Below are 19,164 nucleotides of genomic sequence, written 5' to 3' on the forward strand. Positions count from 1 at the left end.
CCGTCACCGGGCCCGGTGACGGCGCCGGGGACGCCCGGGAGGATGCGCGCCCGGCAGGCCCGGCAGGCCCGGCGGCGGGCCCGGCGGGCGGCCGAGTGGGGCAGGGCGAAGTACCTCGGATCCTGGGCCGAGAACCTGTGGGGGCGGCTGGACGCGGTGGACTTCCTCAGCCAGGCGATGGTGCTGGCCGCCACGCTGCTGCTGTGCGCCGTCCCGTTCCTGCTCGTGGTGTCCGCTCTGGCCGGGCGGTCGGCGGTGACCGGGCTGACGGCGCGGCTGGGTCTGAGCCCGCAGGCCTCCGCCGACGTCGGCCGCCTGTTCGCCTCCTCCTCGACCACCTCCTCGGCGGTCACCGGCCTGTCGTGGGTCTTCTTCGTCATGGGCGGCCTCGCCGCCGCCGTCTCGATCCAGCAGCTGTACCAGCGGGTGTTCCAGCTGCCCAAGCAGGCCTGGGACAGGCTGCGCGCGCTGGTCTGGCTCGCCGTGGTGGTGGGCTGGCTGGCCCTGGCCGCGCTGGTGGGCCACACGTTCCACGCGAGCCAGCCGGTGCTGTGGTGGATCATCAGCGTCGCCGCCTGCGTCGCCTTCTGGTGGTTCACGATGTGGTTCCTGCTGGGCGGGCGGGTCGCCTGGCGCCGGTTGTTGCCGTGCGCGGTCGCGACCGGCGGTTTCTGGACCGGCATGCTGGTCGTCTTCCACTTCACCTTCTCGGGCATGGTCATCGGCAACGAGCAGGAGTACGGCCCGATCGGGGTGGTGTTCACCCTCATGTCGTTCTTCATCGCGATCGGCGTGGTGATCATCCTGGGCGCGTCCATCGGCATGATGTGGCACGACCGGGGCATGTCCTTCAGGGCGGCGGTCCGCAGAACACGACGGGTGCGGCAGCCCCCGTCGTGACGCCGGCACCGAGGCCATGCCGTCCCCGCCGCCGCGCCGGTGCCGCCTTCCTGCGCCGGTGCCGTCCTCCCGCGCCGGTGCCGCCTTCGCCACGGCCCTCCCCTCCCCTCCCGGCCGTGGTCCCGCACGGACGGGCCCCCACCGCTGCTCCCCACCGCTGCTCCGCACCGCCCACCCACCCCCAACACCAGCCCTGCGCGCGCATAGTCGGCTCTTGCATTAGAAAGCGTGCGCAAGTATCGTCGCATGCAAGCAAGGCTGCACGAAGGCGCGGGGAGACGCCGAGCGGCTCACCCACTGCGCGAAAGGGAGCTCCTGATGAGCCTCACCCACCTGCTTCCCGGCCGGCTCGGCTTCGGTACCGCCCCGCTCGGCAACATGTTCCGCGCGATCCCCGACGCCGAGGCCCTGGCCACCGTCGAGGCCGCCTGGGAGCACGGGATCCGCTACTACGACACAGCCCCCTTCTACGGGGCCGGCCTCGCCGAGGAGCGCCTGGGCGAGGTGCTCTCGGCCAAGCCCCGCGACTCCTACGTCCTGTCCACCAAGGTCGGCCGGGTCATCCTCGACGAGCACGAGACCGCCGCCCGCGACCTCGGCGAGAAGGGCGGGCTGTTCGAGCACGGCAACCCGAACACGATGGTCCACGAGTGGACCGCCGAGGCCACCGAGCGCTCCATCGAGGACAGCCTCAAGCGCCTGGGCACCGACCGCCTCGACATCGTCTGGGTCCACGACATCGCCCAGGACTTCCACGGTGACCAGTGGCTGCAGAAGTTCGAGGAGGCCCGTACCGGCGCCTTCCGGGTGCTGTCCCGGCTGCGCGACGAGGGCGTCATCAAGGCCTGGGGCCTGGGCGTCAACAGGACCGAGCCGATCGAGCTGACCCTCGCCCTGGACGAGCCGCGCCCCGACGGCTTCCTGCTCGCCGGCCGCTACACCCTCCTCGACCACGAGCACGCCCTGCAGCGACTGCTGCCGGCGGCCCAGGCGCAGGGCGTCGACATGGTCGTCGGCGGCCCGTACAGCTCCGGAGTCCTCGCCGGCGGCACTCACTTCGAGTACCAGCAGGCCCCGGCGCACATCGTCGAGCGGGTCGGCGAGCTCAAGGCCCTGGCCGCGGCGCACGGCGTCTCCATCAAGGCCGCCGCCCTGCAGTTCGCCCTCGCCCACCCGGCGTCCGCCGCCGTCATCCCCGGCGCCACCCGGCCCGGCCGGATCGCCGAGGACACCGCCGCGCTGAACGAGACCGTCCCGGCCGCGTTCTGGCAGGACCTGCGCGCCGCCGGCCTGGTCAGCCCGGCCGCCCCGCTCCCCGCCGGCGCCTGAGCGCGCCGACCCGCCACCCCCGCCCGCAGAAGGACCCAGGAGATTCGATCACGGCCTCCACCTCCGTCAGCCGCGTCGTCCCCGCCACCCCCGAGAAGGTCTGGAGCCTCATCGGCGGCTTCGACGCCCTGCCCGACTGGCTCCCCTACATCTCCGAGAGCACCGCGTCCGAGGGCGGCCGGGTGCGCAGCCTGAAGAACCCCGAGGGCGAGGTGATCGTCGAGCGGCTCGTCGACTTCAGCGAGACCGGGCGCCACTACGGCTACGCCATCCTCCGGGCCCCGTTCCCGGTCACCGGTTACGTCTCCACCCTGCGGGTGCACGCCGTCCCCGGCCGTGGCGACGTCGCCGAGGTCCAGTGGTCCGGCCGCTTCAGCCCCGACGGCGCCACCGAGCAGGAGGTCGTCGACCTGTTCACCGGCATCTACGCCGACGGCCTCGACGCCCTGCACGGGACGCTGTCCGCCTGACACCGCGGACGGGCGGCCGCACCCGCCCGACGGCGCCGGGCCGGGGACACCTCCCCGGCGCCGTCGGGTCCGCGTCCGCGTGACCAGCGCGTCCGCGTGACTGCGGGGCCGTGTCCGCGTGACTGCGTGTCCGGGCCTGCGTGCTCGTGACCGCAGGCCCGTGATCGCGGCCGCGCCCGAAGACCCCCGCTACCCGCCGCCCCCCGTACGGGCGGTGACCAGGCCGGACTCGTAGGCCGCGATGACCGCCTGGGCGCGGTCCCGGACGTCGAGCTTGCCGAAGATGCTGGTGATGTAGTTCTTCACCGTCGAGAGGCTGATGTCCAGGGCCCGGGCGACCTCGGTGTTGTCGAGGCCGGTGGCCATCAGGCGCCACACCTCCACCTCCCGGGGCGTCAGCCCGCCCGTGTCGGCGACGGGCGGCGGCGCGCCGACGGGGGCCCGGACGTACGTGGAGATCAGCCGGGTGAGCAGGCGCGGGGCGACCGCCGCCTCGCCGCCGTGGACGGTGCGGATCGCCGCGGCCAGGTCCTCCGGCGAGACGTCCTTGGGCAGGAACCCGTGGGCGCCGGCGCGCAGCGCGGCCACCACGTACTCGTCCATGTCGAAGGTGCTGAGGGCGAGGACCCGGCAGGAGGGCAGCGCGCCGGCCAGCTCCCGGGTCGCGCCGACCCCGTCCAGCACGGGCATCCGGATGTCCATCACCACGACGTCGGGGCGCAGCCGCAGGGCGGCGGCGACGGCCTGCTCCCCGTTCTCGGCCTCGCCCACCACCTCGAAGGACGGGTCGGGGGACAGGATCAGCGACAGGCCGCGCCGCACCAGCGGCTGGTCGTCCGCGATGAGGACCCTGATGCCCGGTGCCGCGTCGCCCGGTGCCGCCGCGCTCACCGGGCCGCCGCCGTCCCGTGCTGGACGGCAGCGTCGGCCGTCTCGTCCGGGGCCAGCGGCAGGTCGGCCACCACGGCGAAGCCGCCGGCCGGCCGCGGGCCCGCCCGCAGGGCGCCGCCGTGCAGGGCGACACGCTCGCGCATGCCGATCAGGCCGTACCCGACCCGGCCCCCGGACGGCGACGGGTCCGGCGTGGGCACGCCCGTACGGCCCCGCGGCCCGTGCTCCTCGCCGGGCCCGCCGTCCGGGCCGAGCCCGCCGTCGTCGAGCACCTCGACGGTGACCCGGTCCGGGCCGTACGTCAGACGCACGCGGGCCCGGGCGGGCCCCGCGTACTTGCGGGCGTTGGTGAGGCCCTCCTGGACGATCCGGAACACCGTCAGGCCGACGGTCGGCGGCAGCGGGCGCCGGGTCCCGTGGACGCTGAGGTCGGTCGGCAGGCCCGCCACGCGGGACTCGTCCACCAGCCGGCCGAGGTCCTCCACCCCGGGCTGGGGCGACGGCGGGGCGGTGTCCGGCTCGTCGCCGGCCCGCAGGACGTCCAGGAGCTGACGCATCTCGCGCAGCGCCAGCCGCCCGGAGGACTCCAGGGTGACCAGGGCGTCCCGGACCACCTCCGGGCGGGCGAGGTTGGCCCGGGCACCGCCGGCCATCAGCTGCATGGTGGTGATGTGGTGCGCCACGATGTCGTGCAGCTCCCGTGCGATGCGGCGGCGTTCGTCGGCCACCGCGCGGTCGGCCAGCAGCTTGCGGTTGGCCGCGACTTCCCGCTGCCAGCGCGCCACGGCGAGCCCGGCACCGGCCACGAGCAGGGCGGAGACGGGGGCGCTGACGGCCGCCTGCCAGGCGGGCACCCGCAGGTGGCTCTGGCTCAGTACGGTCAGCACCGACGTCACCACCGAGGCCGCCGCCGTCTCCAGGGTGGTGCGGGCCCTGGCCACCGAGTACAGGGCGACCACCAGCGCGGCGCCGAAGTGGGGGCTCGCCGGTGCGGACAGGTCGGCCGCCGACTGGAGCGCCAGGACCCCGGCCAGCGTCGCGACCGGGCGGCTGCGCCGGGCGAGCAGCGGCAGGGCCGACAGCGTGACCAGGAGGAAACCCGTCAGGCTCGCCCCGTGGTCACCGGCCTCCCCGGTGAACACCAGATAGCCGAGCAGGTCGATGGTGCAGGCGCCGACGGCCAGCAGCGCGTCGGCGCGCGTCCACGGCGCACCGTCGGCGTCCGCCGGGTCCACCGGGTCCGCCCCGAGTGCCGCCTCCGCCACGGGATGCTGACGCCCGCCCATGTCCGTTCCCCTCCGTGCCCGGCCCGCGCCGCGCCCTACCGTTGAGCCCCGTTGAGCCCCGTTGAGCCCCGACCGGGACCCGACCGGGACCCGACGAGTCCCGATCATGCCTCCGACCGACCGTCATCGTCCCTGATCAGGCCCGATGACCCCATTCTGGCATCGGCCCACCCCGCCCCGGCATGCTCCCCGCGGCCGATCACGCCGACGCGGACCAGGACCACGGTCCCGGGTCCGGGCCCGGCCGAGGACCCGGGGCCCCGGTGCGGATCGTCCCGCGCGAGGACGTCCGGGGCCCACCCCGGGTGATGGTCTGGAACCCGCCCGGGAACCCCCCGGGGCCGCCCCGGGAACCCCGGGAGCCGAGACCGACCCTGTGGACGCTCGCGTCCACCGCCGGAGGATTTTCGTGATCCGCGCACTGACCGGATACTCCACCAGAAACCCGTGGAAGGTGATCGCCCTCTGGGTGGTGCTGGGGATTTCCCTGACCCTGTTGAGCCCGATGCTGCTCTCCCGCGTCACCCAGTCCCAGACCGGGGACTTCCTGCCCAGGAGCTACGACTCGGCCGCCGCGCTGCGGATCGCCGAGGAGAACTTCGGGATGAGGCCCGACGCCACCACGGTCACGGTGCTGGTCGCCAGGACCGACGGCAAGGCGCTCACCGCCGCCGACCAGCAGCGGGTCGAGGCCGAGGCGGCGAAGCTCGCCCAGCGCCGGGTGGTCATGCCCCGGAAGGACGACGAGCCGGCCTTCCTCGTCCCCGACCGCTCGCAGACCCCCCGGGTCGCCCCGGCCATGGTGGCGCCCGACCGCGGCTTCGAACTGCTCTCCGTCGAACTGACCGGGAACGCCTCCGACGCGGGCGTCCAGGGCGTCTACCGGACCTTCCGGGACGCCGCCCGGGCGCAGTTCGCCGACGCCGGGATGCGCACCGGGTTCACCGGGGGACTGGCCGACTCCGTGGACACCGCCGACTCCCACCGCACCGCCGCGACGGTCGGCAGCGCGCTCGTCGTCGGGCTGATCGTCCTGCTCAACGTGCTGGTGTTCCGCAGCGTGGCGGCGGCCCTGCTGCCGCTGCTCGCCGTCGCCTTCATCGGCGGCGTGGCCGGGGGTGCCGTGGCCGGCGCCGCGATGCTGACCGGCCTCAAGCTCGACGCCGGCACCCCCGGGCTGGTCTCCGTGGTCCTGCTCGGCATCGGCGTCGACTACCTGCTGTTCCTGCTCTTCCGCTTCCGCGAACACCTGCGGGCCCGGCCCGAGCAGCCCGCCCGCGAGGTGGCCGCCCAGGTCTGTGCCCGGGTGGGCACCGCGATCACCTCGGCCGCGCTGACCATCGTCGCCGCCTTCGCCACCCTCGGGGTAGCCAGCTTCGGCCAGTTCCGCTCGCTCGGCCCGGCCATCGCCGTCGCCGTCCTGGTCATGCTGCTGGGCAGCCTCACCCTGATGCCCGCCCTGCTCGCCGCCTGCGGCCGCGGCATGTTCTGGCCCTCCCGCAGCCTGCGCCGCCAGCCGCGCGAGGGCTTCGCCGCCCGCTTCGGCACACTCGTCGCCCGCCGGCCGCTGCCGATGCTGTTCGCCGCCCTCGCCCTGCTCGGCGCCCTGACCGCCGGGACGGCCGGGATCCGGATGGACTACGGCCTGGGCGGCGCCGGGGAGAAGACCCCGGCCGCCGTCACCGCCGCCGAGATCTCCCGCACCCTGCCGGCCGGCGTCTCCGACCCCACGAGCGTCTACGTCGTCACCACGGACGGCAGCACCCTCGACCCCGGCCGGCTCGACGGCCTCTCCCGCGCCCTCACCCAGGTCGACGGCGTCGGCAAGACGGGCGCCACCGTTCTCAACGGCGACCACCACGCCGCCCGGATCGACCTCTACCTGACCGCCGACCCGCAGAGCCAGCGCGCCCGCGACCTGGCCTCCGGCCCGGTCCGCGCCACCGTCGCCGCCCACACACCCGCCGGAACCACCGCCCACGTCGGCGGCACGGCCGCGATCTTCGCCGACATCTCCACCGCCGTCGACCACGACCTGGCGATCGTCTTCCCGGTCGCGGCCGCCCTGATCGGCCTCATCCTGCTGCTGCTCCTGCGCAGCCTGCTCGCCCCGGTGGTCCTGATGCTCTCGGTCGGGCTCGGCTTCGCCGCCACCCTCGGCGCCGCCACCTTGCTGTTCCAGCACGGACTGGGCGAACCGGGTGTCAGCTTCACCCTCCCGCTGGTGCTGTTCCTGTTCGTCGTGGCCCTGGGCACCGACTACAACATCCTCATCACCGACCGGATCCGCGAGGAGATGCGCACCCCCGGCCCGGCCCGCGCCGCCGTCGCCCGCGCCGTTCGGCACACCGCGCCCGCCGTCGCCACGGCCGGCCTGGTCCTGGCCGGCTCCTTCGCCACCCTGGCCACCACCCCGGGCAGCGAACAGGTCGCCTTCGCGATGACGCTCGGCATCCTGCTCTCCGCCGTCGTCCTGTCCCTGGTCCTGGTGCCCGCCGTCGCCGCCCTGCTCGGCCGCGCCCTGTGGTGGCCCCTGCGCCCGGCCCGCCCCCGCCCAGGGGCCGACCCGCCCCTGCACCGGCCCCGGGCCCCGGCCCCCGCCCCGGCACCGCCCCGTGGGGGGGGGGGGGGGGCCGGGCCCCCCCCCCCTCGCCGCCCTTTCACCCCTTCGTCCCCCGCGCCGCGCCCGCCCGCCCGTCAGACCAGCCAGCGGCCGTCGCGCATCAGCTCACGGCCTGCCAGCTCGTCCGCCTCCCGCCACGCCCGGACACGGCGCGGGGTGACCCGGAACCAGTGGTAGGCGGTGGCGAGCCCACGCGGGTCGAAACCGGTGCGTGCCGCGAACCGGTCGCCCCGCGACCTCGGCAGCGCGTCCATCGCCAGCACCTCCACCGCCCCCTCGACCACCGTGACGTCGCGGGTGTGACCCAGGGCCAGCCGGGTGCCGCGCCCCGCGGCCAGATTGCGGCCGGTCGGACCGTCCGCCGGCGTGGCCAGCAACAGCGTCCCGCCGTCCCAGTCGAAGGACAGCGGCACCAGGTACGGGTCGCCGTCCGGCGAGGCGCTGGCGAGCCACAGGTCGACGTCCTCGGCGAGCCGTCGCTCGGTGTCGCGCCGGCGTTCGGCCCGGGTCCGGGGACCGGAGGCCGCCGGTTCCTGCAGGAGGCCGAGCAGATTGCCGTCGGGGTCGACCAGGGTGGCCACCAGCCGCCCGCCGCCCACGTCGTGCACGGGTTCCTTCACGGTCGCGCCCGCGGCGGTCACCTCGGCGACCCTGGCCTCGATGTCCGGCACGTGCCAGTGGGCCAGCGGAGCGGTCAGGCCCTGCGGCCCGCCGGCCGGCAGCAGCCCGACGTGCTGGCCGGCGGCCTCGAAGCCGACGTAGTACGGCTCGTCGGTCCGTGGCGGGACGCCGAGCAGGGCCGTGTACACGGCCTTGGCCGTCGCCAGGTCGGACACGGGGTGCAGGACGGTCCTGACCCCGAGGGGGGCGGAGCCGGTCATGGGCACTCCTCTCGTCGTGGGCCGGTCGGGCCCGGGGCCTCCGCGCCGCGGCTCTCGTGCCGCGGCCGATCGCCGTGGTCACAGCCTCGCCCCGACGGCGGCCGCACCGCCTCCGTGCCCACCACGGAAACCCGGTACGGAACGGAACCCGGTACGGAACGGAACCCGGTACGGAACGGAGCCCGGTACGGAACGGCCGTGGCGGGTGCGGATAATGACCCGGTGTCAACTCCTGTGATCTCGGCTCGGGAAGCCGACGTCCTCGCCCTGCTCGGCGAGCACCTCAGCAACGCGGAGATCGCCGCGCAGCTGTTCATCTCGGTCCGCACGGTCGAGTCCCACGTCTCCTCGCTGCTGCGCAAGCTGGAGCTGGCGGACCGGCGGGCGCTGGCCCGGCGCTCCGCCGAACTCGCCCGCGCCCGGCAGCCGGGCCCGGCCCCCGCCCTCCCGGCCCCCGCCCTCCCCACGCCCGCCCTCCCCGCGCCGCTGACCGCGTTCGTCGGCCGGGCGCGCGAACGCGGCGAACTGGCCGAGGCGGTGCGCGCCCACCGGCAGGTGACCGCGGTCGGCCCCGGCGGGGTGGGCAAGACCCGGCTCGCGCTGGCGGTGGCGGGGGAACTGGCCGGGGACTTCGCCGACGGCGTCCGCTTCGTCGACCTCGTCCCGGTCACCGACCCGGAGCGGGTCGGCGCGGCGGTGGCGGCGGCCGTCGGCGCGGGCGAGCAGCCCGGCCGGGGCGTCGACGACGCCGTGGTGGCCGCGCTGGCGGACCGCGAGGCGCTGCTGGTGCTGGACAACTGCGAGCAGGTACGGGACGGGGTGGCCCCGTTCGTGGAACGGCTGCTCACCGCCTGCCCCCGGGTCCGGGTGCTCGCCACCAGCCGGGCCCGGCTGATGGTGCCCTTCGAACGGGTCCTCCAGGTCCCGCCGCTGTCACGGGTCGGCGGCGGCGACTCGGACGCGGTGGCCCTGTTCACGGCCCGGTCGGCCGCGGTCGGCCGGGCGCCGGAGCGGGCGGCGCTCGGCGAGGTCGCGGCCCTGTGCGAACGGCTCGACGGCATGGCGCTGGCGATCGAGCTGGCGGCGGCGCGCTGGCCCACCCTCGGCCTCGACGGCCTCACGGCCGGCCTCGGCGACCAGCTGCGGATCCTGGCCGGCGGCCCCCGCGCCGACGGCCGGCACCGGTCGGTGCGCGCGGTGCTGGACTGGAGCCACGACCTGCTGGAGCCCCGGGACCGGGCACTGCTGCGGCGGGTGTCGGTGTTCGTCGTGCCGTTCACCGCGGCGGCGGCGGCCGAGGTCGCCGGGTTCGCCCCGCTGGACCCGGCCGCGGTCGCCGACGGGCTGGGCCGGCTCGCCGAGCAGAGCCTGCTGGCCGTGACGCACTCCGCGGCGGGCACCCGCTACCAGGCGCTGGAGACCATCCGGCAGTACGGCGCCGAACGGCTCGACGGGGCGGGGGAGTCGGCCGAGGTCCGGGCCCGGCACCTGACATGGTGCCTGGCCGGCGCGACCGCCCTGACCGAACGCGACACCCCGGACCGGCTCGACGCCCTCGACACCCCGGACGCCCCGGTTCGGCGCGCCCGGTTCGGCGCGCTGGCGGAGGACCTGCGGGCCGCCCTCGCCTGGGCCGCCGGCCGGCCGGAGCAGCGGGCACCGGCCCGCCGACTCGCCCTGGCCCTGGCCGAACTGGCCTTCGGCGCCAACCTGCTCGGCGAGTCCCAGCAGCGCTTCGAACAGTCCGCCGCCCTCGCCGTCCCCGCCGAACCGGGCCTCACGGACCCCGCAGCCCTCACGGACCCCGCAGCTCTCACGGACCCCGCCGTCCTTACGGACCCCGCCGACCCTGCCGCCGCGCTGCGCGAGGCCGCCGGGGTGGCCGGGTGCCGCAGACGCGGCGATGACATGTTCCGCCTGCACCTCGCCGCCGCCGAGGCCGCCCGGCAGGCCGGCGACACCGCCGGCGCGAGCCGCGACCTGGCGGCCGCCGCCACCGTCGCGTACCGCTTCTCCAGCACCTTCGCGCGGATCCCCGGGGCACCGCAGGTCCACGCCCTGCTCGCACAGGCCCGGGAGTCGGCCGGCCCGGCGGACCCGGCCGCACGCGCGGCCGTCGCGCTCGCCGAGGCCGCGGTCCTCGCCGACGCCTACGGCGCCGTCCAGGGCGACGCGGACAACACCGCGCACGAGACCGTCGGATACGCCGAACGCGCCGTCGAACTCGCCCGGCTGACCGGGGACCCGGTGGCCGAGTCCGCCGCCCTCGACGCGCTCTCCGGCGCCCGCAGCTGGGCCGGCGAACCCTTCGGCGCCGCGGCGGCGGCCGGTCGCCGGATCGACGTCCTGGCCGCCGCGCCGCGCACCCCGGCCGGCACGAACGAACTGGTGGACGCCCTCGCGATGGCCGCCGGAAACGCCCTCGGCGTCGGTCAGTTGGCGAAGGCCCGCCGATGGAGCGGGCAACTCGCCGAACACCCGCTGCTCGCCGAAGCGGGCCACCACGCCACGTCCTGGCTCCTGGTCACCGAGGCGTTCGCGGGCCGCGCCGACGCCGTGCTCTCGGGCGGCACGAGGTTCCTCGACGCGTGGGAACGCGGCGGCCGGCCGCGGTCGTTCGTCCTCGGCCCGGCCGCCGCGTCGGTCGCGATGGTCCACGGACTGCGCGGCGACCACGCCGCCCGGACGTCCTGGCTCGCGGTCGCGGACCGGGCCGGCCCCGTCCTGGACCACCGCCACGGCCACGGCGCGGTCTTCGACGCCGTCGTCCTGCTCCACCACGGGGACGCGCCGGCGGCCCTGGAACGGCTCGCGCCGGAACCGGACGAGGTGTGGAAGTGGGTCTGCTGGGTCTGGCTGCACTGGTACGTGGCCCTGCGGGCCGAGGCGTCGGTGCTCGCCGGCCACCCGGACGCCCGCGGGCGGATCGCCCGGGCCCGCACCGTGACCGCCGGCAATCCCGTCGCCACCGCCCAACTCGACCGGGCACAGGCCCTGCTGGACGGCGACCGGGCGCCGCTGCCCGCCGTCGCGGCCGCCTTCGAGGCGGCCGGCTGCCACTACCAGGCGGCGCGCACCCTCCTGCTCGCCGGCGACGGCCACCACGCCGCGGGCCGGGCGGCGCTCGCCGGCCTCGGCCTCGCCCCGGCGGCCGTCGGATAGCCCGGCCGCCCGGCCGCCCTGCCGCCCTGCCGCCCGGACCTGCCGACCCGGCGGATCAGGCGACCGCGCGCCCGACCAGCGCGGCGATGTGCTCCTCGACCTCCGCCGTGACCTCCGTCAGCGCGAAGTAGGCGGGCCACATCGGCCCGTCGTCCAGCTGCGCCTGGTCGCTGAAACCGAGCATGGCGTACCGGGACTTGAACTTCTCGGCGCTCTGGAAGAAGCAGACCACCTTGCCGTCCAGCGCGTAGGCGGGCATGCCGTACCAGAGCTTGGGGGCCAGTGCGGGGGCGGTGGCGGCGACGACGGCGTGCACCCGCTCGGCCATCACCCGGTCGCTCTCCCGCATCTCGGCGATCTTCGCGAGGACGTCGCGCTCGGCCTCGGCGGCCTTCTCGGCCTTGGAGACGTTGCGCGCGGCCTTCTTCAGCTCCTGCGCGTGGTCCTTCATCGCGGCCCGCTCCTCGGCGGAGAAACCGGCGTGCTTGTCGATCCCGGTGCTGGTCATGGCCCACCCCTGTCGTCCTGAGTCCCGATCGGCCGGCCCGTGCGGCCGGACCCGATCGCCGTGATCACATCCTTCCCCGCCGGCCCCACCCACCGCATCCGTGCTGACCACGGAGAGCACCACGGACCGGCGGCGGGTAACCTCGCCCGATGACAACCCCGTTGAACGACGCCGTCCGCGCCCTGCTCGACGCGCCGATCCCCGCCGTCCTCGCCACCCTCAATCCGGACGGAAGCCCGCAGATGTCGGTGGTCTGGGTCGGCCGCGACGGCGACGACGTCCTCGTCTCCACCGCCGCCGGGCGCCGCAAGGAACGCAACCTGCGCCGCGACCCCCGGGCCGGCCTCACCGTCTACGACCCCACCGACCCGCTGCGCTACGTCGAGATACGCGGCCGCGCCACCGTCACCGAGGACCCCGGGCGGTCCGTCGCCGTCGCCCTCGCCGAACAGTACGAGGGCCCCGGCGCCGGCCAGGAGTACCTCGACCTCCCGGAGGAGGTCGTACGGGTCGTCGTCCGCATCACCCCCACCAAGGTGATCGGCACCGCCACCGCCTGACCGTTCGTCCGCCCGCCTGACCACCCGCCGCCTGACCGTCGACCGCCAGAAGCCGGGAGCCGGGAGCCGGGAGCCGGGAGCCGGGAGCCGCGCCGGGAGTGCCGGCAGCGTGTGGCAGGCTCCGCCCCACCACGGACCTCCGGCGCACGGCACAAGCCGGCACTTCCGGAAGGGCGGGCGGCAGTGCGGCATGACGGACGATCACCTGATCAACGAGGCCTGGCGGCCCTCGCCGCCGCCGGAGCAGCTGCGTGAGCAGGCCGCCGACCCCGCTCTCGCCCGGATCGTGGTCGCGCGGATCGCCCTGCCCGCCGAGCTGATCGTCGACGGCGACCTCGTCGTGCACGGCCTCCTCGACGACCACGTCTCCGGCACCGGCCTGCCGGTCGTCCCCGGCGACCTCGTCCCCTTGGGCGCTGTCCACGCCCGGGCCCTGGACCTCGCCGACAGGTCCGCCTCCTGCCCGGCGGGCGACCTGGACATGGAGATCGACCCGTACGACGCCACCACCGGCCGACTGCGCTCCGCCCCGGAGATCCTGCTTCCCCAGATCTACGAGGACGGCGCCGAGCGCGCCCGCAGCGGCAAGCCACCGAAGCTCGCCAACCCGAGCCACCACCTGATCCGCGACCGCCTCCACACGGGCGAACCCCTCCTCCGGCCCGGGCTCCCTGACACCCCGCCCGGCCGCGCTGCGCCACGGCCACCTCACCCCGCCCGGTACGGCCCGCTGAGAGCGCCCATCAGCACCCACCATCCGCCGGGCCCGTCCGTCCGGCCCGCGCCGCGCGCCGACACGGCGTCAGGCGGCGAGGGCGGCCCGGGTGGCGCGGTAGCGGCCGGGGGTGGTGCCGAACTGGCGGACGAAGGCGTGCGAGAGCGCGTAGGGGCTGGCGTAGCCGACCTTGCGGGCGACGGCTTCCAGCGGATCGGCGGTGGTGCGCAGCAGGCCCGCGGCCCGGGTCATCCGCCACCAGGTGAGGTAGGCCATCGGGGGCCGGCCGGTGAGGGCGGTGAAGCGGCGGGTGAGGGTGGCGCGCGAGACGCCGGCGCGGGCGGCGAGGGTGTCGGTCGTCCACGGGTGGGCCGGGTCCTCGTGGACGGCGGCGAGCGCGGCCGCCACGACCGGGTCCGTCAGTGCCGCACCCCAGCCGTCGGCGCCGCAGCGGGTGGTCCAGGCCCGGACCAGGTAGACCAGCAGCAGGTCGATCAGGCCGGGTACGGCGAGTTCGCCGCCGGGGCGCGCGGCGGTCAGTTCGGTGCTCAGCAGGTCGACGGCGGCGCGCAGTTCGGGGTGCTCGCCGGTGCGGGTGGGCAGATGGACGACCTCGGGCAGCTCACGCATCAGCGGGTGTCCGAGCCCGTGGTCGAGCCGGTACTTGCCGCACAGCAGGTCGGCCGCCCCCGGAGCGTCCACGCCGGACACATCCGGGCCCGGAACGCCCGGAGCACCCGGAGCACCCGAAGCACCCGGAGCACCCGGAGCACCCGAAGCACCCGGGGCTCCCAGGAGCCGGCGGGGGCCGAGCAGCGCGTCCAGCTCCGGCAGGCGGCCCGCCCGGGCTGCCGTCAACTCCTCACCGGACAGGGCGTGTCCGCTGCCGTGCGGCAGCAGCACCGCGTCGCCGGGCCCCAGACGCAGCGGCTCACCGCCGTCGGCCAGCAGCCAGCAGTGGCCGGCCAGCACCACGTGGAAGCCCGCGCCCGGGTAGGAGGGGATCCGGGCGCCCCAACGCCCCGCCACCTGCAGCCGGTTGGAGACGGGCCGGCCCGTCCGTACGGCGGCGATCGCGTCGCTGACCACGTCCATCCGGCCATCGTAGCCCTCCCCGGAGCGCCCCGACCGGGCAGCAGCGATGAGCCGTTCGCGTATCGGAGCGAGCCGCTGGCGCATTGAGCGGCTCACCCGGGCTTCCTAGGCTCGACGGGCAGACAGCGAACCGACGGACGAGCGGGCAGGAGGGACGAACCGTGGAACGGATCGTGCTGGGGGACGTGGAGATCATCCGGGTGCTGGAGTTCCAGGGGCCGTTCGCCCCGGCGGAGGTGATCGTGCCCGGACTGGGCGAGCCCGACTGGAACGACGCCGACGCCGCCCTGGCGCCCGAGCACTACGACCCGGCGTCCGGCGCCTACATCGGCGCCCTGCAGACCTGGGTGGTGCGCAGCGGAGGCCGCACGGTGCTGGTGGACACCGGGGTGGGCAACGGGCGCGAGCGGCCGGCGACACCGATGTTCCACCGGCGCGAGGGGAGCTTCCCGGACCTGCTGCTGGCGGCGGCCGGGGTGCGGCCGGAGGAGGTGGACGTGGTGGTGAACACCCACCTGCACGCCGACCACGTCGGGTGGAACACGAGGGAGGAGGACGGGACGTGGGTCCCGACCTTCCCGAACGCCGAGTACTACCTGCCGGCCGCCGACCGGGCGTTCTTCGACCCGGCCGCCGGGCACCCGGCCCGCAGCGGCGGCGTGGTGGACCCGACGCTGTGGACGGAGTGGGACCTGGTGTTCGAGGACAGCGTGGCCCCGGTCCTGGCGGCCGGGCAGGCGGTGGAGTGGTCGGGCTCGCTGCGCCTCGACGCGGCGCTGGTGCTGGAGGAGGCGCCGGGGCACACGCCCGGGTCGTCCGTGCTGCGGTTGGAGTCCGGCGGTGAACAGGCCGTGTTCGTCGGGGACTTGATGCACTCGCCGGTGCAGCTGGCGCATCCGGCCTGCAGCAGCTGCTTCTGCCTGGATCCGGCGCGGGCGGCGGCGAGCCGGCTGCGGGTGCTGGAACGGGCGGCGCGGGAGGGCGAGCTGGTGATCCCGGCGCATTTCGCGGGGGCGGGAGCGGCGCGGATCAGCCGCGCGGGGGAGGGGTTCTCGGCCGCCTGGGCGCGGTGACGGCCGTCCGGCCGGCATGCGGTGGCCCGGGCGGTGCCCCCGTCCCCGGCCAGGGAACGGGGGCACCGCCGGACGTCCCCGACGCCCCGACGCCCCGGCGTCCGGGCGGGGCCGTCAGCCGAAGGCGGCCCAGGCCTGGCTGTTGGCGCTGCCCGCCGGGTTGACGGTCACGGCCGCACCGGCGCTGACGGAGGCGCTGTCCAGGACGTACCCGGTGGCCGGGTTGGTGATCGTGTAGGTGCCGCTGCCGTTCTGGGCGACCCGCCACTTCTGGTGCGTGTCGGTGGAGTTGTAGGCCTTGAGGGTGACCTGGGCCCCGGCGGTGGCGGGCGCGGTCAGGGTGAGCGGGGTCGGGCAGCTGTCGTAGATCCTGACCGTGCCGTCGGCGTTCGTGTCGAACTTCCACCGCTCGGAGGCGTGGGTGGAGTCGTAGGTGTCGAGGTCGGCGACGACGTTGGTGGTGGCGGCGCACTGGCCGGCGTGTTCGAGGGCCAGTGCGCCGCCGTCGGTGAGGGCGTGGTACTGGTTGTCGCCGACGATCGTGGGCCCGTAGTCGATGGCGTGGGAGGCCAGGTAGGCGAGCGCGGGTCCGTTGGTGGCGAGGTTGCCGTCGGGCCGGCCGCTCTTGAAGTAGTCGGCGAAGGTGGCCGGGGCGTGCGTGGTCAGCAGCGCGATGGTGCCGTTCCAGCCCCCGTCGAGGTTGTTCCACAGGTCGAGCAGCGAGCCGTCCACGTTGCCCTGGACCTGGTCGCCGGTGTTCCAGCCGGTGGTGTACGCGAAGCCGGCGCTGTTGCCGTCCGGGAAGACGTACCGGTAGTCCTTCAGGAGGTAGGCGGCGACGGAGTCGGCGAAGCCCTCGGTCCAGGCGCAGCTGCCGGAGCTGACCAGGTTGACGTAGTGCGGGCTGCAGTTGGTGACGGTCGGGAACGTGCCGTCGTACAGCCGGTGCATGAGGAAGTGGCCGGCCTCGTGGAGCACGGTGTGCTCGGAGTCGGGGTCCGCAGAGGAGAGGTGGACGGTGTTGGCCAGGTCGTAGTACGGGCCGTCGGAGGAGCCGTCGGTCCACCGGACGTTCAGCTCGGTGCAGGCGTTGCTGTTCGCCTCGTGGGAGGACCAGCAGTCGCTGGTGGTGTTGTTGCGGTTCCACCACAGGAGGTTGACGGTGTCGAAGGCGTGCCAGGCCCGGGCGGCGGTGGCCGGCTTGACGGTGCCGAGCGAGGTGCTGGCGGAGACCGGCCGGGCGGGCGTGTCCAGGGTGTAGGGGGTGCCGGTGGTGTCGCTGACCTTCCACAGCTTGGTGCTCTCGGTGCGGAAGCGCACCCACATGCTGTTCATGGAGGTGGTGGTGACGGGGGTGTAGCAGAGGTTGAAGCCGCCGTCGGCGACGGCGGTGTACTGGTAGTCGGCGGTGAGCTGGCGGGGGGAGTCGGTGGACTTCTCGTTGCCCCACAGCGCGACGTTGGCGTTGCGCACCGGCTTGGTCCTCGTGGGCTTCGCGGTGCCGTCCTCGGCCGACTGGTAGTCGTACTGGAGGTTGCCGCTCAGGCAGAGGGGGGAGGCCGCGGCGGCGGGGGAGGCGGTCAGCGGGACGGCGGCGGTGGCGGCGAGGAGGACGGTGCCCAGGGCGGCGAAGCCGCGCGGCAGTCGGAGTCCGATGGCCAAGGACGGGTTCCTCTCGGGAGGGCGGCACCCGGGGGTGCCGCCGGCGGTTCCCTGATCGGTCGGACCCGAACGGCGCTGCCGCCGTCGACGGCACCGTCGGCCGGCGGCAGCACCGTTCGGGCCCGCACCAGGATCACCGTCGGGCACGGTCGCGGTAAGAGCGCTCGGAAGCGCGGGGCGCGGGCCGGTGGTCCGGCGAGTCACTTCGGGTGCGAAGCCGCCGCCGCACGCCGTCCGGATCGTCCTCGCACCGCCCGGCCCGCCCCCTCTTCCTCACCCGGCCCGCGCCCTCCGGGCCCTCCCCTCCCCTCCCCACCTGCCCCGCCCTCTCCCGTCCCCCTTCCGCACCTTTCCTTGCTCGCCCGCGCAAGTTCTTGCTCAGCCGAGCAAACTGCTCTACAGTCTTGCTCAGGCAAGCAAGAATCTGCTTGCGAGGGCAGGGAGGTGTGGGGATGGGGCGGACGTTCACCGAGTCGGGGCGCCGGGCGCAGATCGTGCAGGCCGCCATCGAGGTGGTCGCCGAACTGGGCTACGCGAAGGCGTCGTTCAGCCGGATCGCGAAGCAGGCCGGGCTGAGTAGCACCGGGATGATCTCGTACCACTTCGCCGGCAAGGACGACCTGATGCACGAGGTCGTCGCCGAGGTGACCCGGGTGACCGGCGAGTTCATGGCGCCCAGGATCGGCGCGGCCGAGGGGGCGCGGGCCCGGCTGCGGGCGTTCATCGAGTCCAACATCGAACTGCTCGCGTTCCGGCCCGGCCACCTGAAGGCGCTGATCGAGGTGCTGCCCAACCTCGGCGGGGACGATCCGGCCGCGGTGGGCTACACGGCCTCCATGCAACTGCTGATGGAGCAGCAGGAGCAGGCGGTCAAGGCGGCCCAGGAGGCGGGCGAGTTCCGGGAGTTCGATGCCCGGCTGATGCTCGTCGCGCTGCGCGGGTCGATCGACGCGGTGGTGCTGCGCTGGGTGGGCGACCAGGACTTCGACGTCGCCGAGGCGGGCCGCGAGCTGGCGGACATCTTCGACCGGGCCACCCGCGCCGAGTCGTAGCGGGACCGCCCGGAACCGGCGGGCGCGGCAGGTCGCACACGGGACAGGACAGGACAGGGGAGTGGGAGTCATGGCAGGGGTGAGCGTGATGGGGGAGACCGTGAACGAGCAGGTCCAGCAGGAGGCCGGCGCGGGGACCGGTGCGGAAGCCGGCGGGCAGGGCGCCGTGCCGGGCGCGGACCGCAGGGCGGGCGCCGCCAAGCGGGCGCTGGTCAAGTCGCTGGTCTTCGAACTGGCGCTGCCGCTCGGTGGGTTCTACCTGCTGCACGGCCTCGGGCTCAGCCAGTGGGCCGCGCTCCTGATCAGCGGTCTGCTGCTGGTGCCGTGGCTGGTGCTCGGGATGGTGCGCAGCCGCCGGGTCGAGGTGATGCCGGTCTTCACCCTGCTGATGGTCGCGCTCGGCGCGTTGATGTCGATGGTCAGCGGCAGCCCCCGGGTGCTGCTGGTGCGCGACAGCTGGGTGTTCGGTGTGCTCGGGCTCTGGGTGCTGGGCACCCTGGCGACGCGGCGTCCGTTCATGCTGACCGCGGCGCGTTCGATCGTCGCCGCCAAGCTCGGTGAGGCGGGCGCCGAGGAGTGGGTGGGGCGCTGGGACCACGACGCGGTCTTCCGCCGTCACCTGCGCCTGCTCACCGCCGTCTGGGGCCTGGGGTTCGCGGTGGACGCCGGGATCCGGGTGACGCTGGCCTGCACCCTGCCGGTGGACGCGGTGCCGCTGGTGAACTCGCTGCAGTGGCTGGTGGTGCTGGGCGGGCTGTTCGGCTTCCACTTCTGGTACGTCAACCGTCACGGCCTGAAGGTCTGACGGCCTGAACGCCTGAACGTCCGGAGGGCCTGACGGCCTGACGGTCCGAAGGTCTGACGCCGGGCCGCGGGGGTGGCCGGCGCCTGACCGGGACGCGGACGGGGCGGGGAGCGGGTGTGGGCCCCCCACCCCCCCCCCCCCCACGACCACCG

The 19,164-nt window shown here is 75.2% G+C and carries 15 protein-coding genes and 1 pseudogene; 9 read left to right on the forward strand and 7 right to left on the reverse strand.

Features of this window, described 5'->3' with window-relative positions; translation table 11 throughout:
* The 3 genes from ACFV04_RS38390 to ACFV04_RS38400 all read left to right on the forward strand — a co-directional run.
* On the forward strand, positions 1 to 900 hold a 900-nt coding region (locus ACFV04_RS38390), incomplete at its 5' end, for a hypothetical protein (protein ID WP_380535623.1).
* Between the two features lie 318 nt (positions 901 to 1,218).
* The gene (locus ACFV04_RS38395) at positions 1,219 to 2,229 is read left to right on the forward strand and encodes an aldo/keto reductase (protein WP_380535625.1); all 1,011 of its coding nucleotides are present in this window, start codon (positions 1,219 to 1,221) and stop codon (positions 2,227 to 2,229) included.
* A 47-nt stretch (positions 2,230 to 2,276) separates the two neighbouring features.
* Entirely contained in the window at positions 2,277 to 2,699 is a 423-nt protein-coding gene (locus ACFV04_RS38400) for an SRPBCC family protein (RefSeq protein WP_380535642.1), read from the forward strand.
* A 189-nt stretch (positions 2,700 to 2,888) separates the two neighbouring features.
* Here ACFV04_RS38400 and ACFV04_RS38405 read toward each other — a convergent pair whose 3' ends face one another.
* Entirely contained in the window at positions 2,889 to 3,590 is a 702-nt protein-coding gene (locus ACFV04_RS38405) for a response regulator transcription factor (RefSeq protein ID WP_360255195.1), read from the reverse strand.
* The gene (locus tag ACFV04_RS38410) at positions 3,587 to 4,876 is read right to left on the reverse strand and encodes a sensor histidine kinase (protein ID WP_380535628.1); all 1,290 of its coding nucleotides are present in this window, start codon (positions 4,874 to 4,876) and stop codon (positions 3,587 to 3,589) included. Before ACFV04_RS38410 ends, ACFV04_RS38405 begins: the two co-directional genes overlap by 4 nt.
* A gap of 409 nt (positions 4,877 to 5,285) precedes the next feature.
* Between ACFV04_RS38410 and ACFV04_RS38415 the strand changes: the two genes are divergently transcribed.
* Positions 5,286 to 7,676 (forward strand): MMPL family transporter, encoded by a 2,391-nt coding sequence (locus tag ACFV04_RS38415; RefSeq protein WP_380535630.1) that lies wholly within the window; start codon positions 5,286 to 5,288, stop codon positions 7,674 to 7,676.
* Here the strand turns inward: ACFV04_RS38415 and ACFV04_RS38420 are convergent.
* Together ACFV04_RS38420 and ACFV04_RS38425 are read right to left on the reverse strand one after the other, a co-directional pair.
* Positions 7,574 to 8,038 carry a pyridoxamine 5'-phosphate oxidase family protein gene (locus ACFV04_RS38420; protein ID WP_380535644.1) on the reverse strand — a complete coding sequence of 155 codons (465 nt, stop codon included), beginning with the start codon at positions 8,036 to 8,038 and terminating at the stop codon, positions 7,574 to 7,576. The two genes, ACFV04_RS38415 and ACFV04_RS38420, sit on opposite strands and share 103 nt — an antisense overlap.
* Positions 8,030 to 8,380: pseudogene (locus tag ACFV04_RS38425) on the reverse strand (VOC family protein); the annotation flags it as partial. The gene ACFV04_RS38420 and the pseudogene ACFV04_RS38425, both read right to left, overlap by 9 nt.
* A 222-nt stretch (positions 8,381 to 8,602) precedes the next feature.
* Here ACFV04_RS38425 and ACFV04_RS38430 point away from each other — a divergent pair.
* Positions 8,603 to 11,542 (forward strand): ATP-binding protein, encoded by a 2,940-nt coding sequence (locus ACFV04_RS38430; protein WP_380535632.1) that lies wholly within the window; start codon positions 8,603 to 8,605, stop codon positions 11,540 to 11,542.
* Positions 11,543 to 11,597: 55 nt separating this feature from the next.
* On the opposite strand, the gene ACFV04_RS38435 is transcribed toward ACFV04_RS38430, so the two are convergent.
* Entirely contained in the window at positions 11,598 to 12,050 is a 453-nt protein-coding gene (locus ACFV04_RS38435; protein WP_360255204.1) for a DUF1801 domain-containing protein, read from the reverse strand.
* A 149-nt stretch (positions 12,051 to 12,199) separates the two neighbouring features.
* Here ACFV04_RS38435 and ACFV04_RS38440 point away from each other — a divergent pair, with 149 nt between their 5' ends.
* Complete coding sequence (locus ACFV04_RS38440) at positions 12,200 to 12,610, forward strand: PPOX class F420-dependent oxidoreductase (RefSeq protein WP_360255206.1); 411 nt, start codon at positions 12,200 to 12,202, stop codon at positions 12,608 to 12,610.
* 802 nt (positions 12,611 to 13,412) lie between these two features.
* Here the strand turns inward: ACFV04_RS38440 and ACFV04_RS38445 are convergent.
* A complete protein-coding gene (locus ACFV04_RS38445; protein ID WP_380535634.1) occupies positions 13,413 to 14,420 on the reverse strand; it encodes an AraC family transcriptional regulator in 1,008 nt (335 codons plus the stop codon).
* A 161-nt stretch (positions 14,421 to 14,581) separates the two neighbouring features.
* Between ACFV04_RS38445 and ACFV04_RS38450 the strand changes: the two genes are divergently transcribed.
* Positions 14,582 to 15,493, forward strand: coding sequence for an MBL fold metallo-hydrolase (locus ACFV04_RS38450; protein WP_380535636.1), 912 nt, complete (start codon positions 14,582 to 14,584; stop codon positions 15,491 to 15,493).
* A gap of 114 nt (positions 15,494 to 15,607) precedes the next feature.
* Here the strand turns inward: ACFV04_RS38450 and ACFV04_RS38455 are convergent, their stop codons facing one another.
* Positions 15,608 to 17,155: an RICIN domain-containing protein gene (locus ACFV04_RS38455; RefSeq protein WP_380535638.1), complete on the reverse strand. Its 1,548-nt coding sequence runs from the start codon at positions 17,153 to 17,155 to the stop codon at positions 15,608 to 15,610.
* 452 nt (positions 17,156 to 17,607) lie between these two features.
* Here ACFV04_RS38455 and ACFV04_RS38460 point away from each other — a divergent pair, with 452 nt between their 5' ends.
* Positions 17,608 to 18,207 (forward strand): TetR family transcriptional regulator, encoded by a 600-nt coding sequence (locus tag ACFV04_RS38460; protein ID WP_360255215.1) that lies wholly within the window; start codon positions 17,608 to 17,610, stop codon positions 18,205 to 18,207.
* Between the two features lie 70 nt (positions 18,208 to 18,277).
* Positions 18,278 to 19,012, forward strand: coding sequence for a VC0807 family protein (locus ACFV04_RS38465; RefSeq protein WP_380535640.1), 735 nt, complete (start codon positions 18,278 to 18,280; stop codon positions 19,010 to 19,012).
* Positions 19,013 to 19,164: the final 152 nt, after the last annotated feature.

The organism is Kitasatospora sp. NPDC059599, assembly GCF_042735125.1.
In the GTDB taxonomy this organism is placed as follows: Bacteria; Actinomycetota; Actinomycetes; order Streptomycetales; family Streptomycetaceae; genus Kitasatospora.

Excerpts from the sequence above, each read along its gene's own strand:
- ACFV04_RS38395 (WP_380535625.1), top strand. The coding sequence starts at position 1,219 with ATGAGCCTCACCCACCTGCTTCCCGGCCGGCTCGGCTTCGGTACCGCC.
- ACFV04_RS38410 (WP_380535628.1), bottom strand. The coding sequence starts at position 4,876 with ATGGGCGGGCGTCAGCATCCCGTGGCGGAGGCGGCACTCGGGGCGGAC.
- ACFV04_RS38435 (WP_360255204.1), bottom strand. The coding sequence starts at position 12,050 with ATGACCAGCACCGGGATCGACAAGCACGCCGGTTTCTCCGCCGAGGAG.
- ACFV04_RS38440 (WP_360255206.1), top strand. The coding sequence starts at position 12,200 with ATGACAACCCCGTTGAACGACGCCGTCCGCGCCCTGCTCGACGCGCCG.
- ACFV04_RS38445 (WP_380535634.1), bottom strand. The coding sequence starts at position 14,420 with ATGGACGTGGTCAGCGACGCGATCGCCGCCGTACGGACGGGCCGGCCC.
- ACFV04_RS38460 (WP_360255215.1), top strand. The coding sequence starts at position 17,608 with ATGGGGCGGACGTTCACCGAGTCGGGGCGCCGGGCGCAGATCGTGCAG.
- ACFV04_RS38465 (WP_380535640.1), top strand. The coding sequence starts at position 18,278 with ATGGCAGGGGTGAGCGTGATGGGGGAGACCGTGAACGAGCAGGTCCAG.